Origin of the sequence: Labrenzia sp. THAF187b, assembly GCF_009363375.1 — a bacterium.
Taxonomy (GTDB): Bacteria; Pseudomonadota; Alphaproteobacteria; order Rhizobiales; family Stappiaceae; genus Roseibium; species Roseibium algicola.
Genome location: NZ_CP045344.1, coordinates 3,502,578 through 3,528,247 on the forward strand (window position 1 = coordinate 3,502,578; position 25,670 = coordinate 3,528,247).

The window sequence follows — 25,670 nt, forward strand, 5'->3', positions numbered from 1 at the left end:
CGGCGGGGCACTGACCCGCCGGCCACCTGGCCTGGTCGCGTATAAGGAAGGAGAAGCCGCCATGGGTCTTACAAGTGCCCTGAATACCGCGGTTTTCGGAATCACCTACAATCAGCGTCAGCTGGACGTCACCGCGTCCAACATTGCGAACGCGGATACGGCCGGCTATTCGAAAAAAATAATTTCGGCGAATGTCTACTTCGACGGCAACGGCAACGTCGCCGGAATGAATGCGACGGAAGTGCGCCGGATTGTCAACGAGCAGATCCAGTCCGACTATTTCAACTCTCTCGCCGACACCAGCTACTCCCGGCAGATTGCGGATTTTACCGACCGTCTGGACGATATCTTCGGCACGATCGACGACAAGAGTTCGTTGTCGTCCCTCGCAGGCAATCTTTCTGCTGCACTGGCCGGCCTGGTGAATGATCCGGGCAACTATGCCGTTCAAAAGGATGTGGTTTCGGCTGCGGAAGCTTTTGCGCGGGAAATCAACTCATCCTATGAGCAGATCGCGGACCTGCGCCAGGAAGCGGACAACGCACTGGCTTCCCAGACAGATAGCGTGAACGGCCTGCTCTCAAGTATCGAAGACATCGACGAGGCGATCCAGAACGCGACCCAGTCCGGTGTTTCAACCGCCGACATGGAAGACGAGCGCGACCGGCTGATTGAGCAGTTATCCGGTTATATCGATATCGACGTCACCAAGAACGACAACAATTCGATTTCCATCCGTACCGCCAACGGCGACCAGCTCTACGCCGACGGTCAGGCATCTACGCTGACCTTCGATGCCACGCATCTGTTGCAGCCGGGCCAGGAAGGCAACTCGGTGATGGTGAGGACGCCAGGCGGCACCCAGTTTGATCTCATCGGGTCGTCGAAATCAGGTTCGATGCAGGCAACTGCTGAACTGCGCGATGATATCCTGGTCGAGGCGCAGACGCAGCTCGACACGATTGCCGCCGAACTGTCACTTGCCTTTTCCAATGTGAATGTTGAAAGCACGGCAGCGACCGTCGGTCTGGACAGCGGTTTCGATCTCGATGTGTCCGCGCTTCAGCCGGGCAACACCATCACGCTGGATTACACCGACAGCAGCGGCAATCCGCAGACAGTCACCCTCGTGGCCGTGGACGATCCCGCACTGCTGCCGTTGGACAACTCCGCTACGGCAAATCCGGGCGACACGGTCTTCGGTATCGACATTTCGAGCGGTGTTCCGGCAACCTATATCACCAACATCACCGCAGCACTTGCCGGTACAGGTCTTCTGGTCAGCAATGACGGGTCGGACAACCTTCGGGTTCTGGGCGACAACACGGCGCCGACCAGCGTTGAAAGCCTGAGTGCGAATGTCACCGTGACGGCGAATTCCGATCAGGGGCTGGGACTTGCGATCTTCGTTGACCAGCGGGCTGGAACGGACCTCTTCACCGATGCGCTTGAAGGCGGTGGCCAGCGGCTCGGTTATGCCTCCGGAATCAGCGTCAATCCGGATCTTCTGGCCGATAGCGCGCTTCTGGTGAACTATCAGACCACGCCGACACCGAACACGACCAACGATCCTGCGCGTGCGCAGTTCCTGTCGGATGCGCTTAGCGTCGGCACGAAACACTATGACCCGGGCTCGGGTATCGGCAGCGCGTCGACACCGTTCCAGGGAACACTTCTGGGCTTTGTCAACCAGACCGTCGCGTTTCAGGGCAACCAGGCGGAAGACGCAGCCACATATGCGGATTCCAAGGAAGCGCTGACCATGAACCTCGCCATCCGTTACGAGCAGAGCTACTCGGTCGATCTCGACGCCGAACTGGCCTTCATGGTTCAGCTGGAAAACGCCTATGCGGCCAATGCCCGCGTCATGCAGACCATCAAGGAACTCTTCGAAGAGCTCCTGAACATCGTTTAAGGTTGGGTGCGTTATGGCAGTTTCGAATATCACCACCTCCCGGACTTACCTGACCCGCCAACTCGGCGAGCTCAACGATCTGCTGGCAAGCAAGACAACCCAGCTCGCCAGAGGCAAGGTCGGTACCACATACGGCGAAGTAGGCGACCGCCGGCTTCTGGACATTCAGCTGACCCAGAAAGTCAGCATGATCGAGAGCTACCAGGACACCATCACCATCGCCAATTTGCACCTGCAGACCTCGACCATGTCGCTGGAGCGTCTGGAGGACATCCGGCAGGATGCTAAATCCGCGCTTGATACCAACGATTTCGTGCTGCAGGACGACGGGCAGACGCAGACCCAGTCTCGCGCCAAGCTGCTGTTGAATGAAGCGCTCAACATCCTGAACACGGAAGTCGCCGGATTTTACGTCTTTGGCGGCACGGATGCCGTTCAGGACCCGGTTGCCAAGATCGATGCCATTCTGGAAGGGGCGAACGGCCGAGACGGGCTGAAAACCGTCATGAGCGAGTATTCCCAGGCAAATCTGGGTGCCGGCAACAATGGCCGCACATCGACCTCCGCGCTGACAACCAACTACGCCGGCCCCGTGCCGACGGATTCCACCTTCACCATTGCGGAAGATGGAGCACATGATTTCGGTTTCGACATCGCATCTGTTGCCTCGACCCTGACCAACGTCGCGATCACCGGGCCTTCGGGCACCGATCCGGACAGCTTCGACGTTCAGTTCACCGGGCAGCCGGAACTTGGCGAGACCATTACGGTGGAATTCTCCTTGCCGCCTGATCACAGCGAGACGATCTCCATCGAGCTGACGGCAGCAAACAGCACGGCTGAAGACGGAACCTTCGCGATCGGCGCCGATCTTGAGGAAACGGCGCAGAACCTGCGCGATGCCCTGGAAGCGGAGATCGAGCACCAGGCTCAGACAACCCTTCGCGCCGTGTCGGACGAATGGGCTGCAGAAGAGTTCTTCAGGACGTTCGGTGGGGAAGAGCCACAGCGGGTAGACGGACCTCCCTTCGACAGCGCAACCGCGCTGATCGGTGGCGGCTCGACGACTGTCGCCTGGTATACGGGCCGCAACACGGCCACGGACGATCCGCGCACGGACAAGAACGCGGTGATCGACAGCAATCTCACGGTGAGCTACGGCGTTCGGGCCAATGAAACACCGCTGCAGGAACTGGTCCAGTCGCTTGCGGCTTTCATCGCTGCGGATTTTTCGGGCGGCTCGACGATCGACGAAGAGTATTACAATACCCTGTCGACCAACCTGCGCACGACCTTGCAGCCGCCAGGTGTCGATCAGTCCGGGATCACCGATATTGCCACGGACATTGCCATCACGCATCGGACAGTGTCGCTGACCGATGACCGGCATGTGCAAATGAAGAGCAGCTACGAAGGCACGATCGCGGATATCGAGGGAATCGACCAGGATCAGGTCGCGGCCGAGATCCTGCAATTGCAGACCAATATCGAGGTTTCCTACAGGGCCTCGTCGATCGTCTTCAATCTGACCCTGTCCGATTACCTCTAGGATCGCCCGGAACTTCCGGCTTTTCCCCGGGCGGTCTTCGCTCACCGTTGCCTGGACTGCCGGTCCGGGCCGGGAAAGGCCTTGAAATATTCCCCCTTTGGGGAAACACTCTCCTAGTTGCCTTTCTTCCCGACGGATATCCTCTGGTGTCCAGTTCCAACCGGTTTGCCGCCGGGGCCTTTGGCAACGGCGCGTTCTTTTCATTATCCCTTTTCAAAAAAATAGATCGCGGCATACCGCGAAAAGATCGACACCATGGGAGGGAGAGCCGATGTGTCACGTATTTGCCGGACAGGATCCGGAACGCTACGCCAGCCAGACCCGGCGGTTGCGGCTCAACGGACAGAGCACGAGCATCAGACTGGAAAATTCCTTCTGGGCGATTCTGGATCAGATTGCCGCGTCGGAAGGGGTGACGACACCGCATTTCATCTCGACGCTGCATTCAGAAGTGATCGAACTGCGCGGTGAACCGAAGAATTTCACATCGCTGTTGCGTTGCGCCTGTCTGAAGTTCCTCGAGATTTCGTCGAACCAGCACGCGGCTTCGATTGCCGCTGAATGACATTTTGCGCTGCAGCGCAAGTTTTACCGCTCGCAGTATAAGCATACTACCCGGGCGATAGTTGCCACGCGCTACGCTTCCGTCATGCAAATACAAGCAGAGCGGAGTAACGCGTGGCGAAAGCAATACATTCTATGATCCGTGTTCTGGAAGAGCACAGGTCTCTTTCCTTTTATGAAAAAGCATTCGGGCTGACCGTAGCGGATCGTCTGGATTTTCCCGATTTTACCCTGATCTACCTGCGTAACAGCGACTCCGGCTTCGAGCTGGAACTGACCGTCAACAAGGGGCGCACAGAGCCCTATGACCTGGGTGACGGCTATGGGCATCTGGCGTTCAGTGTCGATGACCTCGACAGCGAACACGCACGCTTCGAAGCAGCAGGTCTCAATCCAAGAAAACTGGTCGATTTCGCACCGGCGGGAGACGTCATAGCGCGCTTCTTCTTCGTTGCGGATCCCGATGGCTATCAGATCGAGGTGCTTCAGCGCGGCGGTCGATACGAATGAATTGAATTGAACGGGAGGAGAGCATGAAAACCGAAAACAGTCCGAGAGGTCTGACCAGACGACAGCTTCTGGCCCGGGCGACGGCGGCAGGCGCTGTCTTCGTCACCGGGACCGGATTTCTGGCAGCAAGGGACGGCGCCTGGGCGACGGAGCTGACGGCACTCAAGCCGGACAGTTTCGCGACGCTGGTGCAGATGGCGCGGGACATCTACCCGCACGACCATGTCGGCGACGAATACTATGTCATTGCCGTCAAGGGATATGACACGCCCGACCACGCCGAGGATATCGAGGCCGGTATCGAGGCCCTGAACGGAGCAGCCCAGGGGAGAGGGCATGCTTCCTATCTTGCGATCGGCTGGGAACGTGACAGGGCAGACCTGCTGCGGTCCATGGAGGACAGCCCGTTCTTTCAAAGGGTCAGGGGCGGACTGGTAACGGGGCTCTACAATCAGAAAGCAGTCTGGCCGCTGTTCGGCTACGAGGGAGCTTCCTATGAACTGGGCGGCTACATCGACCGGGGCTTCAACGACATCAACTGGCTTTGAGCCTTAGGGAGGAAACCATGGCTGCACCATTTGACCTGAATGACGACACGGTTGTCGTCGTGATCGGAACGGGCGCCGGTGGCGGTGTGCTTGCCAACGAGCTGGCGCAGAAGGGCGTGAGTGTCGTGGCTCTGGAGGCGGGCGGACGCTATCTTCCGGATGATTATGTCAACGACGAGTGGGAAAGCTTCGGGCAGCTTGCCTGGGTCGACCCCAGAACCACGTCGGGCGACTGGCGGGTTGCAAAGGACTTTTCCGGCCTGCCGGCCTGGATCGTCAAGGCCGTCGGGGGAACCACCGTTCACTGGGCCGGGGCGTCGATCCGCTTCCAGCCACATGAGTGGAAGGCAAAAACGTCCTACGGCAACGTCCAGGGAGCCAATCTGCTCGATTGGCCGCTGGATGCGGAGGAAATGGACCCCTGGTACACGCTTGCCGAAACAAAGCTGGGCGTGACGCGCACAGGGGGGCGGGCCGGACTGCCGGGCAACAACAACTACCTGGTGTTCGAAAAGGGCGCCAAGGCGCTCGGCTACAAGGAAGTCCATACAGGCCGGATGGCCATCAACTCGGACGACTACGACGAGCGTATTGCCTGCCAGCAGACCGGTTTCTGTTTTCAGGGCTGCAAATGGGGAGCGAAGTGGTCCGCCGCCTACACGGATATTCCGCGGGGCGAGGCAACCGGAAATCTGGAAGTTCGCGACCAGGCCCATGTCGCACGAATCCTGCACGACGATGCAGGCAAGGTGACCGGGGTCGAATACTTCGACAAGGACGGCAATCTGCAGCTTCAGAAAGCCCGTGTCGTCTGCGTTGCCGGCAATTCCTTCGAAAGCCCGAGGCTGTTGCTGAATTCAGCGTCTTCCATGTTCCCGGACGGTCTTGCCAACAGCTCCGGCCAGGTCGGTCGCAATTACATGCGCCATACTACAGGCTCGGTCTATGCCATTTTCGACCAGCCGGTGAAGATGTGGCGTGGAACAACGATGGCGGGGATCATTCAGGACGAAGCTCGTCACGACCCGTCCCGCGGCTTTGTCGGCGGATATGAACTTGAAACCCTGGCTCTTGGACTGCCGTTCATGGCGGCGTTTCTTGATCCGGGGGCGTGGGGCCGGGAATTCACAAGTGCGCTCGACGGTTACGAGAACATGGCAGGCATGTGGATCGTCGGTGAGGACATGCCCCAGGAAACCAACCGAGTCACGCTCAATCACGACGTGAAGGATGGTTTTGGCCTGCCGGTGGCGAATGTCCATTTCGACGATCATCCCAACGACGTCGCAATGCGAAATCATGCCTACAGGCAGGGAATGGCCATCTACGATGCCGTCGGGGCGACCCGGACCTTCCCGACGCCGCCTTACCCGTCTACCCACAATCTGGGCACCAACCGGATGTCGGAAAATCCGCGCGACGGGGTGGTCAACCGCTGGGGGCAAACCCACGACATTGCCAATCTGTTCGTGTCGGACGGGTCCCAGTTCACCACGGGCGCTGCCGAAAACCCGACCCTGACGATCGTGGCACTCGCCATCCGTCAGGCCGATCATATCGCGCGGGAAATGAGTGCCGGCAATCTGTAGTCCCGTGAGGGCCGGCTTCCGGAAGGCTGGGCTTTCGAAGCCTGGCCAACGCGGAGGCTTTGAATGGATTGCCGGGCTCGCACAGGGCTGGTGCTGAATATCTCATGGCTGCAAATCCTGCCCGCAGCTTGAGGACCCGCTGATCTCCGGTGGAGGCTTCCTCCGTTTCCGCTGGAGGAGGGCAGGTGAACGTTGCAGTCAAGAGAAAGGCCGCCGAGGTTACCCTGGCGGCCTTTCTTGATCTTCTATCTTGTTTTCCGAGGCTGTTCTTGAACCGGCCGCGCCGGGATCAGGACCTCAGACCCTCGGCAATCGAACGATTGATGCTGATGAGGGTATCGAGCTTGTTTTCATCGTCAGTCGTCATGACTGTCATGGTCTGCTTGAACACGAACACGCCCAGCGAGGCGATGTTGTTCTTGATGTCCTGAGGCAGTTCGCTTTCAGGACTGGTCGCGGACGTCACGAGAATTGTCCAGAGCTTGCGGTTGTACACCAGGGCGTCATCTTTTTCCGCAAGCGAGGAATTTGCCCATTCATCCTTGATCAACTGAAGCCGGGCTGCGGCCTTCATCAGCAGATTCGCTTCCAGCTCCCTCGGTGACATCGCCACCTGGCTTGTTTTCTGGTAAGCCTGCGCTGCCTGTTTGTACATGACTGATCAGCGTCCCTTCGTACTCGATGAGCTTACGTGCTTCTTTCAGTGCTTTATAGAAGGCGCCGGTTAGTATGGCGTTACTAATCCTGGTGACAAAAGGGATCGTACTCGGCGCGGCTTTCACTATGTCATTGACGAGGCTGAAGTAACTCTCCTGTATCTTCTCCAAGTCAGTTGACAGATACATCAGCTGAACGGCCAGGTAGACCCGTTTGGCTGGTGTATCTGCAGTGGCCGGCGTGAGAATATCCTTTTCTCGCAGAATGGGAGCCTGGCCTTCGATAAAGAGGCGAGTGCGTTGATTGTCATTGGTGATAACGCTTTCCCCAATGATAATTCGCTCGCCCGGTTTCAGCTCGACCTTGAGCGCCATTCCGTGACCTCCACGCAGAAGTATCGCTGTGAAACGTTAACGAAATCGTTAACGATTTGCCCCCGATACCTTAATGATAAATGCCGCCGGTGTTAACCGAACAGGCTCAAGACGCTCTGATCTGCCTGGTTGGCCAGAGACAGAGCAGTCGAAGAAAGCTGCTGACGGGTTTGCAGCGCCAGCATGTTAGCACCTTCTTCGTTCATGTCCGCAATAGTTAGGTGGCCAGCGCCAACCTCCAGCGTGTTGATCAGATTTTGGGTGAAATCGGTCCGGATTTCCACAGTCGAAAGAGCCGTACCCATCGAACGGGCCGCACTACGAAGCTCGTCGAGCGCCGCGTTGATGGCCTGAAGCGTTCGATCGATATCCGTATCCGACTTGAACTCGGACGGAGCCGCCGTCAGTGACACGATTCCTGTCGTCGATCCGAGCGTCGTTCGGTTGAAGTCACTGTTGCTGCTGGAAATGTCGAAAGAGACTTCGCCGATAAGGCTGATGCTGCCGCCCGAGAAGGTGGCATCCAGGCCCTTTACGTTGTTGATGAAGGTCACGAGATCGCTGACCGTGGTTTCTTCGTCGATCTCCAGAGAGGCAGGTTCGAAGCCGTTGCCGTCAGTGATCGTGATCGTGTCGCCGGCCTGGAAGCCGCCGGAGGAAACCAGCGTTGCCGTGGAACTGAGAGGAGACACCGTCATCGTGGTCGTTGTGCCGCCGGTGTCGCCACCGTCCGTTGCTGCGCCGCCGCCGGTGTTGTCCTTGGAGATATAGAGGGCGTTGTCGAGACCGGACGTGATGGTGATGGAGTCCGTGGCTTCGTCAAAAGTGGCGTGAACGCCGTTCAGATCGTTCAATGCGTCCACGTAGTCCTGCACCGTGGTGATGTCGGTACCGACCGTCAGGTTGGTGGTGCCGGAGGAATCCGTGATGCTGACAACGTTGCCGGTTGCCCAGTCGGCGAGGTCCGTCAGATTCGAGGACGCCTGCAGGCCTGACAGGGAAATGGAGGTGGTGCCGCTGAAGAGATTGAAGGACGACGTACCGGTGCCTCCGGCATCCAGGTCATCCAGATTGAGACCGTCATCTAGTGAAGTGTCTGTAAAGTCTACCGGATTAACGGTCAGATTCGAGGTGCTGTCCTCGTTGAAGATAACTTCCAGCTCGTTGCCGGCTCCGGCAAGAAGGTTCTTGCCCTTGTAGCTGGAGTCCCGTGCCATGTCCTCGATCTGCTCAAGCAGGTCGTTGTACTGGCTGGTGAACAGCTTGCGTTCGTATTCACTGGAGGTCTGCAAGGCCTGGTTCGCGATGGCCTTGGCCGATTCCACAAGTTTGGTGATCGACGTGATGCCCTTGTCTGCTGCGCGGATCGTCTGAACCGCCTGGCCCATGTTGTCCAAGAGGTTCGAGAGATCGCTCGCGCGGTCGTTCAGGGATTGTGCCGTGAAATAGGAGTTCGGATTGTCGAGCGCCGTGTTGACCTTCAGACCCGTTGCCAGGCGCGTTTGCGTGATCGACTGCAAATCCGCCGTCTGTTTCAGCGACAGGAGATTGTCCCGGACAGCACTGGAGAGAACAATATCAGGCATCAGACTTCACCGCTTTCCCTATTCAGGTCTCGCCAAAGGCAACATGCGGGTAATCCAAGTCGAGCATGCACCTTTGCCGTAAATCTAAATGGAAAGTTAATCACTGATGCACGTATTAACGTCCCGTAAATAAAAGTTACCAAAAGGTTTCTTTTAAGATATTGATTCTCAATGATAAAAAATTTCGGGTTCAGACAGTAATTCACGGCGTAAACGAAAACGGCGGACCAGTGGCCCGCCGTTTCTGATGCTTGTCTGTGAGTCGTGCGTCCGACTGATTCTCTTTGAATTAGAAGAGGGATAGCACGGTCTGGTCCGCCTGAGAGGCGAAGGACAGAGAGGTGGAAGCAAGCTGCTGACGGGTCTGAAGGGCCAGCAGGTTTGCACCTTCCTCGTTGGTGTCGGCCAGGGTCAAAAGACCTGCACCTTCCTGCAGTGTATTGATCAAGGTCTTCGTGAAGTCTTGCCGGATCTCTACTGTGGAGAGGTTCGTACCGAATTCGGAAGCCTGGGACCGCAGGTTTGACAGACTGGTGTTCAACCGGTCTATGACGCGGTTGATGTTCGTGTCCGTAGCGAACCCACTGTCGGAGATAGCTTCGATCACGATGCCATCCGCGTCGGCGGTGAAGCCGGAGCTGTTGAAGTCCGTGTTGTCACTGGTCAGAGACAGGTCGGTTTCCGAAGTGATGGTGATACGACCGGAGCCGTCATCGAACTTGGCCGAGACGCCGTTGAAGTCGTTGATGAAGTTTTCCAGATCGTCAACGGTGCTGTCTTCTTCAACTTCGAAAGTGCCGAGCTCGTAGCCGTTACCGTCCGTCAGCGTCAGAGTATCGCCAACTGCAAAGGAACCGGAGTCGATCAGGGCATCCGTGGTCGAGGAGAATGCGGTTGCGTCGACGAGGGTGCCTGTAAAGCTCGTGGTCGCAGAACCGTTACCACCGATGTAGAAGTCTTCATCGGAGTAGATGGTCAGTTCGCCCGTGCCGTTGTCGAATTCTGCACGAACACCGGCAATGGCGTTGAGGCCATCAACCAGATCCTGAACGGAAGCCGTCGAGGAAACACCACCGGAGAGCACGGCCGGGTTGGTGGCAGTGTCGTTGACGAAGGACAGGCTCTGGGTCGTGGAGATCAGAGTGGAGTCCGACAGGGTGGAGGAAGTGTTCAGAGCAGAACCGCCTGCATCCTGCAGGGTGATGACGGTCTTGCCGCCCTGCAGCTGCAGGGAAGAGGTTGCACCTTCGCCTTCTGCCAGGTCGGAAAGGTTCAGACCGGTGGACAGTGCGGTGTCGGTGTAGTCGACCGCTTCAATTGTCAGCTTGGAGGTCGCATCTTCGTTGAAGATGGTGGTCAGGTCGTTGCCGTCACCTGCAAGCAGGTTCTTGCCTTTGTACGAGCTGTCCTTGGCGACATCTTCGATCTGTTCCAGCAGGGCGTTGTACTGTGCTGCGTAGGTTTTACGCTCGTACTGGCTTTGGGTCTGCAGGGCCTGGTTGGCTTTCGCCTTCGCGGTTTCGACCAGATCCGTGATGGTCTGAATGCCTTTGTCCGCGGCTTTGATGGTCTGCAGGGACTGGCCCATATCGTCCAGCAGGGTGCTGAGATCGCCTGCGCGGGAGTTCAGTCCGGATGCCGTGAAGAAGCTGTTCGGATTGTCCAGCGCGGAGTTCACCTTCATGCCGGTTGCCAGCTTGTTCTGGACGCCCGACATCAGGTCTGCAGTGGATTGAAGTGTGAGGAGGTTTTGCCGCACGGCGGCTGACAGCGTAATGTCACGCATCGAATTATCCCTTTCCTGGGTCAAATTTCAACTGCTCTTCCTGAGCAGGTTGGGACCGATCATCGAGCGTTAACCTTAATCAATGGTTAAGCGCCTGAAAAATAGGGTTATCAGGAGGTTAACGCCGTTTTGCCCCCTGTCTGAACTGTCAGGCGCAATGCTTTCAGGTGCCGATGCAGGGTTCCAAAAAGTGCCAGTGTCTTTACAGCGAGGGCAGGGTGCCTGGTTACGGCGACAGGCATGCAAAGCCCGGAGTCCCGCGGGTTTTGTCCTCGTCGGGTTCAGGAGAGACAAGTGTTCTCAAAAAAAATCATTGCGTGGCTTCACGGGAGGTGGCGCCGGCCTTGCATGTTTGCGCTGGCGTCGAGAAGGGCCTGAGTAGCCGCTGCAATTCGAAGGAATGGGTGCAGGCTGCGAGCCGCGTTTATATCCACCGGAGCCAGAATCTTAACGATTGGGATCAGGCAAGGCTTTGAAACCGATGTTCGGGAAGAGGGGAGGTTTCGGGTTGAGGGCGTGTCTTGGGCGTGGGCTTGGGGAGTGGGTTTGGGGAGTGAGGCCAGGTACAGATGCGCTTAAAGTTTTCCGCGGGCGCGAACGGCTGGATCGGGAAACGCGCTTGAGGATCCGGAAACAAGAAAAGCGGGCCGTGGCCCGCTTTCCAATGTCGTTCTAACCGAAATGTCTGGCTTAGAAGAGACGCAGAACGTTCTGGTCTGCCTGTGCTGCGAAGGACAGCGAGGTAGAAGCCAGGCTCTGGCGAGTCTGCAGGGCCAGCAGGTTTGCACCTTCTTCGTTGGTGTCGGCCAGCGTCAGCTTGCCTGCACCTTCTTCCAGCGTGTTGATCAGGTTCTTGGTGAAGTCCTGACGGTTTTCAACGATGGAGAGGTTGGTACCGAAGGAGGAAGCCTGCGTTCTCAGGTTCGACAGTGCAGTGTTCAACCGGTCAACTGTACGGTTGATGTCCGTATCCGTCGCAAAGCCACTGTCGGAGATCGCCGAGATGCCGATACCGGTGGTATTTGCGGTGAAGCCGGAGCTTGCAAAGTCGTCGTTGTCACTGGTCAGCGACAAGTCGGTTTCCGAAGTGATGGTGATGCGGCCAGAGCCAGTGTCGAAGTCAGCGGAGACGCCGTTGAAGTCGTTGATGAAGTTTTCCAGATCATCAACCGTGCTGTCTTCTTCAACTTCGAAGGAGCCGAGCTCGTAGCCGTTGCCGTCCGTCAGCGTCAGAGTGTCGCCAACAGAGAAGGAACCGGAGTTGATCAGGGCATCCGTGGTCGAAGAGAACGCAGTCGCGTCGACGAGGGTGCCTGCAAAGCTCGTGGTCGCAGAACCGTTACCGCCGATGTAGAAGTCTTCATCGGAGTAGATGGTCAGTTCGCCCGTGCCGTTGTCGAATTCTGCACGAACACCGGCAATGGCGTTGAGGCCATCAACCAGATCCTGAACGGAAGCCGTCGAGGAAACACCACCGGAGAGCACGGCCGGGTTGGTGGCAGTGTCGTTGACGAAGGACAGGCTCTGGGTCGTGGAGATCAGAGTGGAGTCCGACAGGGTGGAGGAAGTGTTCAGAGCAGAACCGCCAGAATCCTGCAGGGTGATGACGGTCTTGCCGCCCTGCAGCTGCAGGGATGCGGAAGCGCCTTCGCCTTCTGCCAGGTCGGAAAGGTTCAGACCGGTGGACAGTGCGGTGTCGGTGTAGTCAACAGCTTCAATGTCGAGCTTCGAAGTGGAGTCTTCGTTGAAGATGGTTCTCAGGTCGTTGCCTTCACCTGCGAGCAGGTTCTTGCCTTTATAACCGGAGTCCTTCGCCAGGTCTTCGATCTGCGTCAGCAGGTCGTTGTACTGAGCAGCAAACTGCTTGCGCTCGTACTGGCTCTGGGTCTGCAGGGCCTGGTTGGCCTTTGCTTTTGCAGATTCAACGAGCTTGGTGATGCTCGAAATACCCTGGTCGGCTGCCTTCAGGGTCTGCGTGGACTGGCCCATGTCGTCCAGAAGAGTGGACAGGTCGTTTGCACGGGAGGTCAGGCCGGAAGCCGTGAAGAAGCTGTTCGGATTGTCCAGAGCGGAGTTCACCTTTTTACCGGTCGCCAGTTTGTTCTGGACGTCCGACATGAACTGTGCGGTGGACTGAAGGGTGTTGAGGTTCGCGCGAACCGCGCTCGACAGAGTAATGTCGGCCATTTTGTGTCCTTTCTAGGAGTACAAGATACGAGGACCCTTCCTGGGTCCGAGGGACATCTATCGGCGCTTTCTTGTAAGAAGTTCTAAACAAAGATGGTTAGCGTAAATTAACCTTAACAGCCCCCTAAGCCGAGCAACTAAAATCATTGCCAGAAAAAGTTGAGTATATTGTTTTGAAAGACAAATTTTATCTGAGTAAAGATCTTAACAAGGGGCAGCGAAAGCTTGAAGAATGCCTCTTGTCAGGTGCTCGGGCAGCGCAAGTTTCCCCTAAAGGCGGTCGACTTGTCTGAAACCTGACGGATCTGTTAACTCGTGTGCGGAACGAGACCGGTGAAGGTACCGAAATCGAGGACGATAGACAGATGCGCCGGCAAGACGCGACGGGCCGAATGCACGTTGGGTTTGCCGGCATGCTTCATAGAGCAAGCGTCAGGCAACGCGCTTGAGGAGGCTGCAAGCGATCAGTTCAAAGACCGTGTGGGGGCGAAGCTGAAGGCGTCGCTGGAGGAGGCCGCAACCCTGCAGGAGAGGATTGAGGAAAGTCGAGCAGACAGGGGATTGCCAAGGTCACAGTAAAGCCGGGCGCCGTTGGGAAACGGGCAGGGTATGTGGATGGCTGCGCCTGATCAGATAACTCGTTGAACCGGTTCTGCCTGGGGCTGGGTCTGCCGGGTTTCTATCGACTCGTTGTACGCCCTCAGACGAAGCAATGTCTCTGCAGGTATCTGCCGGACGACCTGACCGGTTTCGGTGTTGGTCGCGACATAGACCAGGGCATCATATTCCGGGTCGATGATGTTCTGGCGTTCGACCGTGGAAGAAAACCGTTCGCCAAACGAGCGCTGGTCGCGCTCGTTGTTCGCACTGCGCTGTGGGTTTTGCGTCTCGGTGGATGGTCTTACGGTCTCTTCGACCGGAAGGTCCGTTTCAACTGATGGAGCATTGCGCTCCGGAGCCCGCGCTACCGGCGTAATCGCCGTATATGTCGGCGATGGCGGCCGGGCCAATCCCGTGTCCAACATCTTTTCCTCCGGGTGACTAACAACTTTTACCCGATCAATCTGGAAAGATAACGTAAGGGAATGAATCGTCTGTTAACGGAATGATTAGACTTTTAAGGATCGCGATCTATCCGGTTGCGCCTGTTCCTGATTCGCTCTCGCAGTCCCGTCCTGCCGTTCGGGGAAACCTCTGGGCAGGTTTCGCGAGGGGGATAAATACACGAAAAGCTCCCGGCGGGGAGCTTTTCATCATTTCAGGATACCCGGCGTGGTTCTTGCTAGCTGTCAGCAATCATCACAGCGACTGATTGACAGCAATGCCCCGAGCGGATTGCGGTCCGGTTGGCGCAGAACCGTTTCGTCCGTAAGTGGTCGGTGCATTGGCATTCTTGGCACCGGCGACCTTGGCGACGGTTGCGACGATGTTATTGGCAACGTCTCTTGCCGTTGAAAGAACTGCCAGGTTGATGCGCAAAACCGGCTGGAATTCGCTGTGCTGGCGACGCAGCGACTGGGTGGAAGCCGGGGAAAGATTGCCCAGGGCGACCGCGTGTTCCTTCGCTGTCATCATGCCGCGGGTGTATTCGTGGATCAGCCGGGCCTTGTCGGGCTGCAGTTCACCAGCTTCCCGGAGTTTACCGGCCCTGACCAGATCGGTTTCCATTTCGATCACCGACAGGAGGGCTTCCATGGTGCCGGACAAGGCAGAGCAGAACTGCTCGGCTTCCTGCTGGCTGGTAGGCCGCTCAAGGGAAAACGGAAAGGTGGATGCGTTGGGTTGTGCGGTCATCTTGACCCCTCCTGCAATGCGAGCAGTTCACGTTCCACGCTGTCGGCAAGGCCGATGCCGCCTGTTTGGGCGATGTTGCGTGCATATTCGTCGACCAGAAGGCTCTGCCAGGCATCCGCCCCGTGGCCTTTGCCCCAGGTGCCGCCGTTTTCAAGGCCGGTGAACATGTTCTGGAGCATGGTGTTCAGGAAAACGGCCTCAAACTCTTCGGCGGCCTCGCGAACGCGCGTCTTGTTGGTCCGGTCGACGCCGCGCAGCGTGTCCAGCGGGCTTTGTTGAAAGGATGTCGGTGAAACAAGCTCGGCCATCACAGCACCTCGATATCGGCCTGGAGGGCACCTGCGGCCTTGATGGCCTGCAGGATCGAAATCATGTCGCGCGGACCGATCCCGAGAGCGTTCAGACCATCAACAAGCTGCTTCAGCGTGACGGTTTGCGGAACGATGGCGAGTTTGGAACCTTCCTCATCCACGGTGACGTCAGAGCGCGGCACCACCGCGGTCTGGCCGTTTGCGAAGGGCAGCGGCTGCGAGACCTGCGGTGATTCAGCAATCGTCACGGTCAGGTTGCCCTGGGCAACGGCGACCATGGAAACCTTCACGTCCTGTCCCATGACGATGATGCCGGAGTTCTCGTCGATGACGATGCGGGCTGCCAGATCCGGTTCGACGATCAGCTGCTCGATGTCCGTGAGAAGATCGACGATGTTGCCGTCATACTGCTGCGGCAGATCGATGCGTACGGTTGCCGGATCAAGCGGTTCGGCTGTCGGCATGCCGATCAGTTCGTTGACAGAGAGCGCGATGCGCCGCGCGGTGGTCAGATCCGGATTGCGCAGGGCGAGACGAAGCGTGGTCAGCGAAGCCAGCTTGAATTCCAGTTCGCGTTCAACAAGGCCGCCGTTGGCGATCCGTCCGGCGGTGGGAACACCGCGAACAACCGACGCGGCATCCGCCTGTGCGGAAAAGCCGCCGATCGCGATCGAACCTTGGGCGATTGCGTAGACTTCACCATCGGCACCGACCAGCGGTGTGACCAGAAGCGTGCCACCCTGAAGCGATTCTGAATCGCCGAGGGCGCTGACGTTGACGTCGATCCGGGTACCCTGTGTGGAGAAGGGCGGCAGGTTGGCAGTCACCATGACGGCCGCGACGGTGTTGGTGTTCAGGTCGATGTTGCGGGTGTTGACCCCGAGACGTTCCAGCATAGCCTGCAGGCTCTGCTGCGTGAAAGGCGAATTGTTGAGCGAGTCGCCGGTACCATTCAGGCCGACCACAAGGCCGTAACCGATCAACTGGTTCTCGCGAATGCCTTCGAAATCGGCAATATCCTTGATACGGGAGGCGGCGTGTACCGGTGCCAGCAAAGTTGTTGCAGCAACGGCTGCGGCAGCACCCAGAAGTGCCAGCCGCTTGAACCCTCCGCAGATCATTTCACCAATTTTTCGCATTACCGATCTGGCCCGCCATCGTGTTTCCGGCTTTGCTGCCGGGATACATATATTCGAAATGCGCAATGCGAGAGCCGTGCCACTTTTTACAAAGGCGTTGGTTCTTTCCATAAAAGTGGCGGAAATCCGGGCTCTTTGCTGGTATGATCACGAGCATATCCACGCAAAACTGTCGCTTGAGGTTAAAGAAATGCACCTGTTGGTCGGCAAATATTGCCTCACCCCCAAGGACTCATTTACCCTTCTCGGCAGAATCTGACGGGCAGAGCCACTCCATGCGCCAGAATTGCCGTCAGTCTGACTGGAAGATCGATCATGCGTATTACAGGCAATAAACCCATTTCCGGCGTTCAGGGACGAGGCGCCAAGAAGAGCGTTTCTTCAAACGGCGACCAGTTCGCACCGGACCTCGGGGGTGAGGTTTCACAGTCTTCCCAGACCGCGGGCGGTGCGTCCATTCAGGGCATGGATGCCTTGCTGGCCCTGCAGGAGGTTGACGACCGCGCCGAGCGCCGATCTCGCGCTACCAAGCACGGGCACAATCTGCTGGACACACTGGAGTCGGTGCGGGCGGATCTGCTTGCCGGACACGTGTCGGAGGACCGGCTGGAGCTGCTCGCCAGGCAGGTTTCCAAACGCCAGTCGAGTGGTGATCCTGAGGTTGATTCGGTGCTCGAGGAGATCGAATTGCGGGTCAAAGTCGAGCTTGCAAAGCTCGGCCGATTCCAGGATTGAGCGTGCACACAAATCGATAAAATTTGTCGGCTTAGTGTCCAAAATTTACGCAACGTCTTGAAAGGTATAAACTTTCCTTGACGCCATTTTTAGCAAATGAACCGTTGTCCGCTGGCGGAACCGCCTATATATTGCGCCCGGCATAACGGTAATCCGGAGCTATCGATGACGGTTGAAATTGAGTCTGAATATCGACCCTCGGAAGACGAGCCGTTCATGAATGACAGGCAGCGCGAGTACTTTCGGAACAAGCTGCTTGTGTGGAAAGAAGAGATCCTGAAGGAAAGCAAGGAAACCCTCGCCAATCTTCAGGAGGAAAGCCAGAACCATCCTGACTTTGCCGACCGTGCGTCGTCCGAAACGGATCGGTCCATCGAACTTCGCGCCAGGGACCGTCAGCGGAAACTGATCTCGAAGATCGATGATGCCTTGGAACGCATTACAGACGGAAGCTATGGCTATTGCGAAGAGACCGGCGAGCCGATCTCTCTTCGGCGCCTCGAGGCGCGCCCGATCGCGACTTTGTCGATCGAGGCTCAGGAAGCCCACGAGCGTCGGGAAAAAGTGTATCGCGACGACTGATTTCCAGAAAACGGCCGGTTTGCCGCACAGACGGCAGATCCGTAACGACTTTCAAGACCTTCCCCTCGTGGGAAGGTTTTTTTATGTCTGTGGGCAGCTTTCCCATGCCGACCGCAGGCACGCCTCTCCCTGAGGGGGACCTTCAGGTCCGCCTCGAAGGATGGGCAGCACACTCTCAAGCAAGCGGCCCATCCTTCGAGACAGCGCTATGCGCTTCCTCAGGATAAGTTTTTTGGGGGACCTGCTCGTTCAAGCAGGCTTACGAATGTCGAGACCGTTCAAAGTGTGATCCGGTAACGGGCGAAACCATCTGCACCGTCGCCTGCCGGTTCGATCCGGACACCTTCCACGGAGGCGGCGTGTTCCGTGCCACCCGGGCCGGTTTCGAACAGGACGCTGGTATCCGGCATCGGTTTGAACGACCAGTTGGCATCTGCCGAAGGGTTGATCGTACCCTGTTCGACAATGTAGCGCACCAGGACGTCGCGATTGGTGTCCGGGCCGACGAAAACGACAACGTCGTCGCTGATGCCGGGGAAATTGCCGCCGCCACCTGCACGGTAATTGTTGGTCGCGACCACGAAGGTTGCTTCGGGGTCAAGCGGTGCGCCGTTGAACTCCAGGTTCACGATACGGCTGGCGTCCGGATTGAGGACTTCGCCTTTCGCGGCGTATTTCGATGGCTGGCTCAGGTCTATCTGGTAGGTGACACCGTCGATCACATCGAAATTATAGCTTGGAAACTCCGGGTTGATCAGTGTCTGGTCGGCCTTGCCCGGCTCGATTTGCTGGAAAATTCCGGCTGAACGTTCCAGCCATTCCTTCACCGTGCTGCCCTTGATGGCGACCGCGCGAATGGTATTCGGATACAGGTAGAGATCGGCCACGTTCTTGATGGCGACATCGCCGACCGGAACATCGGTGTAGTAGTCCGGGCCGCCACGACCGCCAGCCTTGAAAGGCGCTGCTGCGGAAAGAACCGGCAGGCCTTCCCATTCCGTACCCTTCAGCATCTGTTCGATGTACCAGATCTGCGCCTTTGAAACGATCTGGACGCTCGGGTCGTCGGCCACGAGGGCGAAATAGGAATGCAAGGGAGCCGACGTCTTGCCGACGGGGCGGCGGACATAGGCAAGGGTTGCCTCGTGATCTTCCTTCACCGCATCGAGTACATCCTGCTGGCTCTCCACCAGCGGTGTTACGGTTCGACCTTCTTTTTCGTAGATCGGGCGTGCTTCGGTCATGAAATTGGCGACACGCCAGCCGTTGCCGTCGCGCTCGATCATCAGGTCGATGACGCCCAGATGCGATCCCCAGAAGCCGCCCATCGCGGCAGGCTTGCCGAACAACGTGCCTTTCTCGCTGTCGATACCCGGCAGTCCCTCATACTGGGGACCGGGGAAGACCAGATGCTGGTGACCGGTAAAGACGGCGTCGATCCCGTCCACGCCGGCAAGGTGCAGTGAGGCGTTTTCCATGCCTTCGGAATAATCGTTGGCGTCAATCCCCGAGTGGGAGAGGGCGATTACCAGGTCGCAGCCCTGTTCGCGCATCTCCGGAACGAAGGCCTTGGCGGTTTCGATGATGTCACGCGCATTGGCGTTGCCTTCCAGGTGGCGGCGGTCCCAGTTCATGATCTGCGGTGGCACGAAGCCGATGAAGCCGATCTTGATCGGATAGGACTTGCCGGCACCGTCGGTGACCTGTTTTTCAACGATCACATAGGGCTTCAGGAAAAGGGCGTCGTCTCGCGGGTTGCCGGCCAGCGTGCTTCCCTTGACAAGATTGGCGCAGACGACGGGGAAATTGGCACCGGCCAGCACCTTCATCATGAAGTCCAGGCCGTAGTTGAATTCGTGGTTGCCGAGTGTTGCCGCGTCGAATTCGAGAACGTTCATGCCTTTGATGACTGGGTGCAGGTCACCTTCGTTCATGCCGCGTTCATAGGCGACATAGTCCCCCATCGGGTTGCCTTGCAGAAAGTCGCCATTGTCGACCAGAACCGAGTTTGTGGCCTCGTTCCGGATATCGCGGATCAGTGTGGCTGTCCGGGCGAGACCGGCGGTGTCGACAGGTTTGTCGCTGTAATAGTCGTACGGGAAAACATGGACATGGAGGTCCGTCGTCTCCATCAGGCGAAGGTGAGCCGTACCTTCCTTGGCCAGAACGGAATAGGGGTGCAGAGCTGCCGTGAAGCCAGTTGCCGCCGCGCCCATCAAAAGGGTGCGCCGTGAAATCGATAAGTCTTTGATGCTGGACATGGAATGGCTCCTGTTCGGTCGCTCGGCGATTGGTGTCGTTCAGCCTTGCGGAACAGCGCAAGCCGGACCGACAGCTGCCGGTGCCAGCCGGGCGGCATGTTTCCGCGGAACACGGTTTTGATCCGCAAGGATTACAACCGTATGACGCAAATTGCTGCCCGGATCGTCAGTTTTGTCAAGCAGGTTTATGGGGCGTCAAGCGGGCTCTACTCGCTGATCTGGCCAGCCATGACCGAGATCGTTTCCACGTAGACACTGGCCTTGTTCCATTGTTTCAGAACGTTGTAATTGGCGGTGCCGGGGCCCCAGCCCTGGCCGCGGCGCCAGCCTTTCTGGGCCAGGTAGTTTGCGGTGGAAGCCAGCACATCCGGGATCGAGCGGATCAGGTCCTTGCGGCCGTCGCGGTCATAATCGACCGCGTAACGGACATAGCTGGTGGCGAGAAACTGGGTTTGGCCGAGTTCGCCGGCCCAGGCACCTTTCATTTCGGCCGGCTGCATGTCACGGCTCTGCACGATCTTGAGCGCGGCGACCAGTTCGGCGGTGAAGAAATCGGACCGGCGGCAATCATAGGCCAGCGTGGCAAGGGATTGCAGGACCGGCATGTTGCCGGAGAAGCTGCCGTAGTTGGTTTCAAGCCCCCAGATCGCCAGAAGTACAGGTGCGGGAACGCCATATTTCTTTTCGATGCCACGGAAGATGCGGGCGTAGGTCTTGCCGAGCTGCTTGCCCCGCCGGATCATCGCGTTGTTGACCCGCTTGGCATAGAACTGGTTGAAGCTGAGCTTGAAGGATTTCTGGTTCCGGTCGAGCGAGACCACCTTCTTGTTGTACTTCACGTTTTTCAACGACGGTTCAACGACCCTTTTCTTGAGGCCGTAGCTTTGGGAATTAGCAATGAACGACTGTTTCCAGGCTTCAAATCCGCCAGGGCCGTTGCCGCAGCTTGCACTCCAGGCAGAAGGTGCGGACAGAAGAACAAAACCAAAGACGAATGCAGAAAGGAGGCGCATCGAATCCCCGCTGGGCCAATATAAGATTACCTACATTCTATCCGAAAAAACGGTAGCGTCATCCGGCAGATACAGGAAAAAGAGGTGTGGAAGCGGACAAATCCGGTCTCGTCTTTGCCGGTTGCCGCAAAATCAGGGGTCGTGCCGGATGAAGTGGCTGTAAGATGGCGCGCCCGGGCTAAGGGTGCCGGCGCGGTCGAATTCGCTGTCGGCGTTGAAGCTGATCTTCGGCAGCGTTTCGAACCTTGCGATCGTCTCCCGGTGGCCTTCGATCTCGTTTTGAAGTCGCGTTTCCAGGTCTTCCTTTGCCTCACCCTTGTGATAACCGTGAACACCGTGGACGATCCTGGGAACCAGAACATCGAAACCCAGATAGCGCAGTGTGTAGGCGAGTGGCCAAAGCAGCATCTGAATGTCGCCTTCCTTGCCGTTGTGGGCACTTTCGCTCGCCTTGGATCCGGTCGTGACGCAGAAAAGAACCGGCTTGTTCCTGAAATGGCCGGTATCGAAACGGTTGGAGGTGTCGTGCAGGCCGCCGTTGGCCAGCACGCGCTCGCACCAGCCCTTCAGGATGGCGGGTGGGGCGAACCACCAGACCGGAAAATGAAACACGATCCGGTCCGCCTGGCGCAGCTTCTCGACTTCTTCCGAAACAGCCGCGGGAAGGTTCCCGGTTTTTGAGGCAGCTTCCTGTGTTTTCAGAACGTCGTAAGGTTCAGTGACAATCTCCTCCACGTAATGCGCTGCGCGCTCCGCCGGATCGAAGCCAAGCTGGTAGAGGTCTGACCAAAGCACCTCATCGCCTTCAGATCGGCACGCGGCTTCGGTTGCGCGCGCCCAGGTAGCGTTGAAGGAAGTCTGAGCAGGGTGGGCGAGAACGATGAGGGTGGTGGTCACGCGGTGGGGTCTTCCGGAATGAGCGACAAATCAGGCAACGGGTCACACCCTAAACGGTCTTTTCCGGCCTGGAAATGAGAACGGGCACGATGCTCGGGGAGCGAGACATCGTGCCCGTCATCAGCCGGGCCGGCGACGCTTCTAGAACGCGTCGCCGGATTCGGCCGGGGGACTGAGAAAGGTTTGGGATCAGAAGGGGAGCAGGATATCCAGCACCTGGTTGCCGACCCGTGGCTGCTGGACATCGGTAATCTGGCCGCGGCCACCATATCCGATCCGCGCTTCGGCGATCTGCTCGCTGGCGATGCGGTTATCCGACGTGATGTCCTCAGGTCTGACGATACCGGCGACGATCAGCTCGCGGACTTCGAAGTTCACACGAACTTCCTGACGGCCTTCGATCACCATGTTGCCGTTCGGCAGAACCTGGGTCACCACGGCGGCGACGGTGGTCTGCAGGACTTCGTTGCGGTCGACGCTGCCGTCGCCCGAGAAGCTGGAGTTGCTGTTGACGTTGGCAAGGTCGCTGGCGGCAGAACTTGCCGGCAGGAAGATGGTGTCGATTGCCGTTCCGAGTGCGCCACCAACATCGGCGCCGCTGGACTCAGACCGGCTCCGCTCGGTCTTGTTGTCGATCTCGGCCTGGTCGTCGATGGTGACGACGACAGTCAGGATGTCACCGACCTGGCTGGCGCGCTGGTCCTTGAAGAAGGCGCGGCTGCCGGACTGCCACAGCGAATTCGGATTGTAATGAGCCTGCTGCGGTTCCGGCATGGGCATCTGCACCGGCCGGTAGCCCGGAGTGGTGGTCGGATCCTGAATGGCGTTCAGGGCTGGCTGCTGGCCGACATTTGCGAGTTTGTCCGCAGTGCCGCAACCCGCGGCGAGGGCGGAAAGGGCGATGCTTGCCAGCAGGTGTCTGGGAAAGGTGCTCAGCATTTAGTTTTTCTCGCTGTTCAAGCTTGCAACAATTGGATTGGCGGCGTGAACGCGTACTTGGCCGCGGGAGGTAATCGTCGCCGGCACGATGCGCCGCGACTGCAGGTTCATGACATCGATCACGTCGCCCTTGGCACCGGTATCCATGGCCTGGGCCCGTGAAGTCAGTTTCATGCCCGGCATGACATAGGTGACGGTGATCTTCTCACCGCGTTCGATCAGGATCGGGCGCTGGACGTCATTGCGGGACAGGGGCGAATTCGCACGCAAGGTGGTGCGGGCCTGCTTGCCGACAATGTCTTCCATTTCGGTGAGGGCACCTGCCGGTACCTTGGTGCGGGCTTCGCGAATGATGTTCAGGTCTTCTTCACGAACAATGTCGCCGCGGCGCACGGGCTGCACCAGAACCAGCACATCGACCATCTCCGTCGCAACGCCGGTCAGGGTCAGAGGCTCGGTTCCGAACTCGACCGCGACGGCTGCGTGGATGGTGAAGCGGCCGTTCGACTGGGACCATTCTACCCGGTCGATGCGGATCGGATCGTGTACCTTGGGATCGGCGAGAACCTGATCCGGTGCCTGCAGCAAGCGGATATCCAGGCGCTCGGGATCGATGCCGGCATTGCGGTCTGCCAGAGCCTTGCGGGCAAGGCCGGCAAGCTGGTCACGGTTCAGCCTTGTTGCCCCGCGAAAGACGACGACGGTTCGCAGGCCGTCGGTGCCGGCCGTTTCGAGGCCGGCCGCGCGAGCGCGTTCGGCGACGACATCCGCAGGCACATTGCCGGAGGTCCCCATATCCGGAGAACGGAACAGCGGCTTGGATGCCAGCAGACCGGCATTGGAATAGAAGTCGCCAACCGTCACGATGTCCGACAGGGTCATGACCTGCGACCGGAGTACGGGTTTTTCGTCCGCCAGGGCGGGCAGGGACAGCAAGCCCGCCAGCAGCAACCCGACTTTCAGCAGATGTCTCATCATCGTCTCAAGCCTCGGTCCTAGCGGAGGTTCGTGGTGGTGGAATACATCTCGTCGGCTGCCTGGATGATCTGTGAGTTCATCTCATAGGCGCGCTGTGCGGAAATCAGGTCGGCGATTTCCGTGACTGCATCCACGTTGGCCATTTCAAGAAAATACTGCTGCACCGTGCCGTAGCTCTCATCGCCCGGATTGCTGGTATCCGGTGCGCCGCTGGCGTCTGTTTCCAGGTAGAGGTTGTCGCCAATGGCTTCGAGACCTGCCTTGTTGACGAAACGGGCAAGCTGGATCTGGCCGAGCTGAACAGTATTGCCGCCCTGGTCGACACCCTGAACGACACCGGTGTTGGAAATGGTGACGTCCTTGACCGTTTGCGGAATGGTGATGCCCGGATTGACGGAATAGCCGTCGATGGTCACCAGTTGCCCGTTGGCATCGCGCTCGAAGGAACCGTCACGGGTATAGGCCGTCGTTCCGTCCGGCATGTCGATCTGGAAGAAGCCTTCACCGCGGATGGCCAGATCCAGTTCCTTGCCGGTCTGCTCGAGAGAACCCTGGGACATGATGCGGCCGGTGGCTGCGATCTTCACACCGGAACCGATCTGGATACCGGTCGGGACGATGGTGCCGGAATCCGATGTTTCCGTGCCCATGCGACGCAGGTTCTGGTAGAGCAGGTCCTGAAAGTCGGCCCGCTGCTTCTTGAAGCCTGTCGTGCGCATGTTGGCGACGTTGTTCGAAATGACTTCGACGTTCAGTTCCTGGGCCTTCATGCCAGTTGCGGCGATATGAAGTGCTTTCATGGTAGTGATCCCTTAAAGGCGCTTAGGCCTGAATCTTGCCGAGAGTGGAGATCGCCTGCCGGCGCAACTCATCCAGGTCTTTCACGATCTTGGAAGTGGAGTCGTAAGCGCGCGTCACTTCGATGAGGCGCGTGACTTCCGTGATGCCGTAGACGTTGGAGCCTTCAACGGCGCCCTGCACCATGCGGACTTCCTGGGCCGGTATCGGGTCTTCAGCCTTGAACATCGTGTTGCCGATCTTCTCCATCGTCCGAACGTCTTCGAAGTCAACGACCTTGATGCGGCCGCGAATGCCAAGACGGGTGGAGATCGTGCCGTCCTGGGCAATCTCGACGCGGCCATCCTGTTCGTTGAAGGAGATCGGACCCTGTTCGGTCATCACAGGGCTGCCGTCTGCCGAGATCAACTGGCCGGTCGAGTCGAGCGTGAACGCGCCGCTGCGCGTATAGGCTTCGGTACCGTCCGGCATCTGGACCGCGAAAAAACCATCACTGTTGAGGGACAGGTCGAATTCGTTACCCGTCATCTTGATCGGGCCATGCGTGAAGTCGGTCCGTGTCGTAAACATATCGACATAGGAAATGGCGCGGTCCTGCGGCTCAAAAGCCGTGCCGTCTGCCACCGGCATGACGTATTCCGAAAAATGCAGATTCTGCGACTTGAACCCGGACGTATTGATGTTCGCCATGTTGTTGGCGATCACATCCAGATGGTTCCGCAGGATCGATTGCCTTGATAAGGCAACTAGTTGAGCGTTCTCCATAGTGAACGGTTCCCTTCGTGCTCCCCGAGTAAGCCGGCCGATCTCCCCAGATCCGCTGGCTCGTTAAGGTTAATGCACGAGGCGTGCCAGTTTTTAAATCCTTGGGAAATCTGGGTAAAAAACAAAAGGGGCGGGTGCACGCGGCAAGAGATTCCGGCAGAAGTTAACCACTTGGCAATTTTTGCCCGGTGAC

At 58.0% G+C, this 25,670-nt stretch carries 25 protein-coding genes; 9 read left to right on the forward strand and 16 right to left on the reverse strand.

What is annotated here, in order from left to right; translation table 11 throughout:
* Positions 1 to 61: 61 nt before the first annotated feature.
* The 6 genes from flgK (at position 62) to FIV03_RS16070 (ending at position 6,675) form a co-directional block, all read left to right on the forward strand.
* The gene (flgK, locus tag FIV03_RS16045) at positions 62 to 1,915 is read left to right on the forward strand and encodes a flagellar hook-associated protein FlgK (protein WP_152510256.1); all 1,854 of its coding nucleotides are present in this window, start codon (positions 62 to 64) and stop codon (positions 1,913 to 1,915) included.
* 13 nt (positions 1,916 to 1,928) lie between these two features.
* The gene (locus tag FIV03_RS16050) at positions 1,929 to 3,464 is read left to right on the forward strand and encodes a hypothetical protein (protein ID WP_023000689.1); all 1,536 of its coding nucleotides are present in this window, start codon (positions 1,929 to 1,931) and stop codon (positions 3,462 to 3,464) included.
* Between the two features lie 271 nt (positions 3,465 to 3,735).
* Entirely contained in the window at positions 3,736 to 4,029 is a 294-nt protein-coding gene (locus FIV03_RS16055) for a ribbon-helix-helix domain-containing protein (protein WP_006932702.1), read from the forward strand.
* A gap of 113 nt (positions 4,030 to 4,142) precedes the next feature.
* On the forward strand, positions 4,143 to 4,538 hold the full coding sequence (locus FIV03_RS16060) for a VOC family protein (protein WP_031269183.1): 396 nt from the start codon (positions 4,143 to 4,145) through the stop codon (positions 4,536 to 4,538).
* Positions 4,539 to 4,561: 23 nt separating this feature from the next.
* Positions 4,562 to 5,086 carry a Twin-arginine translocation pathway signal gene (locus FIV03_RS16065; RefSeq protein ID WP_152510257.1) on the forward strand — a complete coding sequence of 175 codons (525 nt, stop codon included), beginning with the start codon at positions 4,562 to 4,564 and terminating at the stop codon, positions 5,084 to 5,086.
* A 17-nt stretch (positions 5,087 to 5,103) separates the two neighbouring features.
* Positions 5,104 to 6,675 (forward strand): GMC family oxidoreductase, encoded by a 1,572-nt coding sequence (locus FIV03_RS16070; RefSeq protein WP_152510258.1) that lies wholly within the window; start codon positions 5,104 to 5,106, stop codon positions 6,673 to 6,675.
* A 289-nt stretch (positions 6,676 to 6,964) separates the two neighbouring features.
* Here FIV03_RS16070 and flaF read toward each other — a convergent pair whose 3' ends face one another.
* From flaF to FIV03_RS16115, 9 genes are all read right to left on the reverse strand, one after another.
* Positions 6,965 to 7,330: a flagellar biosynthesis regulator FlaF gene (gene flaF, locus FIV03_RS16075; RefSeq protein ID WP_075284275.1), complete on the reverse strand. Its 366-nt coding sequence runs from the start codon at positions 7,328 to 7,330 to the stop codon at positions 6,965 to 6,967.
* Positions 7,212 to 7,706 carry a flagellar biosynthesis repressor FlbT gene (flbT, locus tag FIV03_RS16080; protein WP_006932693.1) on the reverse strand — a complete coding sequence of 165 codons (495 nt, stop codon included), beginning with the start codon at positions 7,704 to 7,706 and terminating at the stop codon, positions 7,212 to 7,214. Before flbT ends, flaF begins: the two co-directional genes overlap by 119 nt.
* Before the next feature lie 92 nt (positions 7,707 to 7,798).
* On the reverse strand, positions 7,799 to 9,292 hold the full coding sequence (locus FIV03_RS16085) for a flagellin (RefSeq protein WP_152510259.1): 1,494 nt from the start codon (positions 9,290 to 9,292) through the stop codon (positions 7,799 to 7,801).
* Positions 9,293 to 9,581: 289 nt separating this feature from the next.
* Positions 9,582 to 11,078, reverse strand: coding sequence for a flagellin (locus FIV03_RS16090; RefSeq protein ID WP_152510260.1), 1,497 nt, complete (start codon positions 11,076 to 11,078; stop codon positions 9,582 to 9,584).
* Positions 11,079 to 11,768: 690 nt separating this feature from the next.
* Entirely contained in the window at positions 11,769 to 13,265 is a 1,497-nt protein-coding gene (locus tag FIV03_RS16095; RefSeq protein WP_152510261.1) for a flagellin, read from the reverse strand.
* A 629-nt stretch (positions 13,266 to 13,894) separates the two neighbouring features.
* Complete coding sequence (locus FIV03_RS16100; RefSeq protein WP_152510262.1) at positions 13,895 to 14,290, reverse strand: hypothetical protein; 396 nt, start codon at positions 14,288 to 14,290, stop codon at positions 13,895 to 13,897.
* Between the two features lie 274 nt (positions 14,291 to 14,564).
* A complete protein-coding gene (locus tag FIV03_RS16105; protein ID WP_023000699.1) occupies positions 14,565 to 15,059 on the reverse strand; it encodes a hypothetical protein in 495 nt (164 codons plus the stop codon).
* Positions 15,056 to 15,367: a rod-binding protein gene (locus tag FIV03_RS16110; RefSeq protein ID WP_023000700.1), complete on the reverse strand. Its 312-nt coding sequence runs from the start codon at positions 15,365 to 15,367 to the stop codon at positions 15,056 to 15,058. Before FIV03_RS16110 ends, FIV03_RS16105 begins: the two co-directional genes overlap by 4 nt.
* Entirely contained in the window at positions 15,367 to 16,491 is a 1,125-nt protein-coding gene (locus FIV03_RS16115) for a flagellar basal body P-ring protein FlgI (protein ID WP_023000701.1), read from the reverse strand. Before FIV03_RS16115 ends, FIV03_RS16110 begins: the two co-directional genes overlap by 1 nt.
* Between FIV03_RS16115 and FIV03_RS16120 the strand changes: the two genes are divergently transcribed.
* From FIV03_RS16120 to dksA, 3 genes are all read left to right on the forward strand, one after another.
* Positions 16,472 to 16,768, forward strand: a complete 297-nt coding sequence (locus FIV03_RS16120) for a hypothetical protein (protein WP_152510263.1) — start codon at positions 16,472 to 16,474, stop codon at positions 16,766 to 16,768. The genes FIV03_RS16115 and FIV03_RS16120 overlap by 20 nt on opposite strands.
* Positions 16,769 to 16,824: 56 nt before the next feature.
* Positions 16,825 to 17,244, forward strand: coding sequence for a flagellar assembly protein FliX (locus FIV03_RS16125; protein ID WP_023000703.1), 420 nt, complete (start codon positions 16,825 to 16,827; stop codon positions 17,242 to 17,244).
* A 165-nt stretch (positions 17,245 to 17,409) separates the two neighbouring features.
* A complete protein-coding gene (gene dksA / locus FIV03_RS16130) occupies positions 17,410 to 17,826 on the forward strand; it encodes an RNA polymerase-binding protein DksA (protein WP_006932683.1) in 417 nt (138 codons plus the stop codon).
* A gap of 278 nt (positions 17,827 to 18,104) precedes the next feature.
* On the opposite strand, the gene FIV03_RS16135 is transcribed toward dksA, so the two are convergent.
* The 7 genes from FIV03_RS16135 to flgF all read right to left on the reverse strand — a co-directional run bounded on the left by FIV03_RS16135 (position 18,105) and on the right by flgF (position 25,477).
* Complete coding sequence (locus FIV03_RS16135) at positions 18,105 to 20,087, reverse strand: bifunctional 2',3'-cyclic-nucleotide 2'-phosphodiesterase/3'-nucleotidase (protein WP_209009678.1); 1,983 nt, start codon at positions 20,085 to 20,087, stop codon at positions 18,105 to 18,107.
* A 206-nt stretch (positions 20,088 to 20,293) separates the two neighbouring features.
* Positions 20,294 to 21,100, reverse strand: coding sequence for a lytic murein transglycosylase (locus tag FIV03_RS16140; RefSeq protein ID WP_152510264.1), 807 nt, complete (start codon positions 21,098 to 21,100; stop codon positions 20,294 to 20,296).
* Between the two features lie 132 nt (positions 21,101 to 21,232).
* On the reverse strand, positions 21,233 to 21,997 hold the full coding sequence (locus tag FIV03_RS16145; protein WP_152510265.1) for an NAD(P)H-dependent oxidoreductase: 765 nt from the start codon (positions 21,995 to 21,997) through the stop codon (positions 21,233 to 21,235).
* 189 nt (positions 21,998 to 22,186) lie between these two features.
* On the reverse strand, positions 22,187 to 22,936 hold the full coding sequence (gene flgH / locus FIV03_RS16150; RefSeq protein WP_023000707.1) for a flagellar basal body L-ring protein FlgH: 750 nt from the start codon (positions 22,934 to 22,936) through the stop codon (positions 22,187 to 22,189).
* The gene (gene flgA / locus FIV03_RS16155) at positions 22,937 to 23,914 is read right to left on the reverse strand and encodes a flagellar basal body P-ring formation chaperone FlgA (RefSeq protein ID WP_152510266.1); all 978 of its coding nucleotides are present in this window, start codon (positions 23,912 to 23,914) and stop codon (positions 22,937 to 22,939) included.
* A 17-nt stretch (positions 23,915 to 23,931) separates the two neighbouring features.
* Positions 23,932 to 24,714, reverse strand: a complete 783-nt coding sequence (gene flgG / locus FIV03_RS16160) for a flagellar basal-body rod protein FlgG (RefSeq protein ID WP_023000709.1) — start codon at positions 24,712 to 24,714, stop codon at positions 23,932 to 23,934.
* Positions 24,715 to 24,736: 22 nt separating this feature from the next.
* Positions 24,737 to 25,477 (reverse strand): flagellar basal-body rod protein FlgF, encoded by a 741-nt coding sequence (gene flgF, locus FIV03_RS16165; protein ID WP_152510267.1) that lies wholly within the window; start codon positions 25,475 to 25,477, stop codon positions 24,737 to 24,739.
* Positions 25,478 to 25,670 lie beyond the last annotated feature (193 nt).

What these genes read in the sequence shown, in the direction of transcription:
- FIV03_RS16095 (WP_152510261.1), bottom strand. Translation starts at nt 13,265, where the DNA reads ATGGCCGACATTACTCTGTCGAGCGCGGTTCGCGCGAACCTCAACACC.
- FIV03_RS16140 (WP_152510264.1), bottom strand. Translation starts at nt 21,100, where the DNA reads ATGCGCCTCCTTTCTGCATTCGTCTTTGGTTTTGTTCTTCTGTCCGCA.
- FIV03_RS16110 (WP_023000700.1), bottom strand. Translation starts at nt 15,367, where the DNA reads ATGGCCGAGCTTGTTTCACCGACATCCTTTCAACAAAGCCCGCTGGAC.
- FIV03_RS16050 (WP_023000689.1), top strand. Translation starts at nt 1,929, where the DNA reads ATGGCAGTTTCGAATATCACCACCTCCCGGACTTACCTGACCCGCCAA.
- flgF (WP_152510267.1), bottom strand. Translation starts at nt 25,477, where the DNA reads ATGGAGAACGCTCAACTAGTTGCCTTATCAAGGCAATCGATCCTGCGG.
- FIV03_RS16090 (WP_152510260.1), bottom strand. Translation starts at nt 11,078, where the DNA reads ATGCGTGACATTACGCTGTCAGCCGCCGTGCGGCAAAACCTCCTCACA.
- FIV03_RS16055 (WP_006932702.1), top strand. Translation starts at nt 3,736, where the DNA reads ATGTGTCACGTATTTGCCGGACAGGATCCGGAACGCTACGCCAGCCAG.
- flgG (WP_023000709.1), bottom strand. Translation starts at nt 24,714, where the DNA reads ATGAAAGCACTTCATATCGCCGCAACTGGCATGAAGGCCCAGGAACTG.
- FIV03_RS16135 (WP_209009678.1), bottom strand. Translation starts at nt 20,087, where the DNA reads ATGTCCAGCATCAAAGACTTATCGATTTCACGGCGCACCCTTTTGATG.
- FIV03_RS16105 (WP_023000699.1), bottom strand. Translation starts at nt 15,059, where the DNA reads ATGACCGCACAACCCAACGCATCCACCTTTCCGTTTTCCCTTGAGCGG.
- FIV03_RS16100 (WP_152510262.1), bottom strand. Translation starts at nt 14,290, where the DNA reads ATGTTGGACACGGGATTGGCCCGGCCGCCATCGCCGACATATACGGCG.
- FIV03_RS16070 (WP_152510258.1), top strand. Translation starts at nt 5,104, where the DNA reads ATGGCTGCACCATTTGACCTGAATGACGACACGGTTGTCGTCGTGATC.
- flbT (WP_006932693.1), bottom strand. Translation starts at nt 7,706, where the DNA reads ATGGCGCTCAAGGTCGAGCTGAAACCGGGCGAGCGAATTATCATTGGG.
- flgH (WP_023000707.1), bottom strand. Translation starts at nt 22,936, where the DNA reads ATGCTGAGCACCTTTCCCAGACACCTGCTGGCAAGCATCGCCCTTTCC.
- flaF (WP_075284275.1), bottom strand. Translation starts at nt 7,330, where the DNA reads ATGTACAAACAGGCAGCGCAGGCTTACCAGAAAACAAGCCAGGTGGCG.
- FIV03_RS16085 (WP_152510259.1), bottom strand. Translation starts at nt 9,292, where the DNA reads ATGCCTGATATTGTTCTCTCCAGTGCTGTCCGGGACAATCTCCTGTCG.
- FIV03_RS16125 (WP_023000703.1), top strand. Translation starts at nt 16,825, where the DNA reads ATGCGTATTACAGGCAATAAACCCATTTCCGGCGTTCAGGGACGAGGC.
- dksA (WP_006932683.1), top strand. Translation starts at nt 17,410, where the DNA reads ATGACGGTTGAAATTGAGTCTGAATATCGACCCTCGGAAGACGAGCCG.
- flgA (WP_152510266.1), bottom strand. Translation starts at nt 23,914, where the DNA reads ATGATGAGACATCTGCTGAAAGTCGGGTTGCTGCTGGCGGGCTTGCTG.
- flgK (WP_152510256.1), top strand. Translation starts at nt 62, where the DNA reads ATGGGTCTTACAAGTGCCCTGAATACCGCGGTTTTCGGAATCACCTAC.
- FIV03_RS16065 (WP_152510257.1), top strand. Translation starts at nt 4,562, where the DNA reads ATGAAAACCGAAAACAGTCCGAGAGGTCTGACCAGACGACAGCTTCTG.
- FIV03_RS16115 (WP_023000701.1), bottom strand. Translation starts at nt 16,491, where the DNA reads ATGATCTGCGGAGGGTTCAAGCGGCTGGCACTTCTGGGTGCTGCCGCA.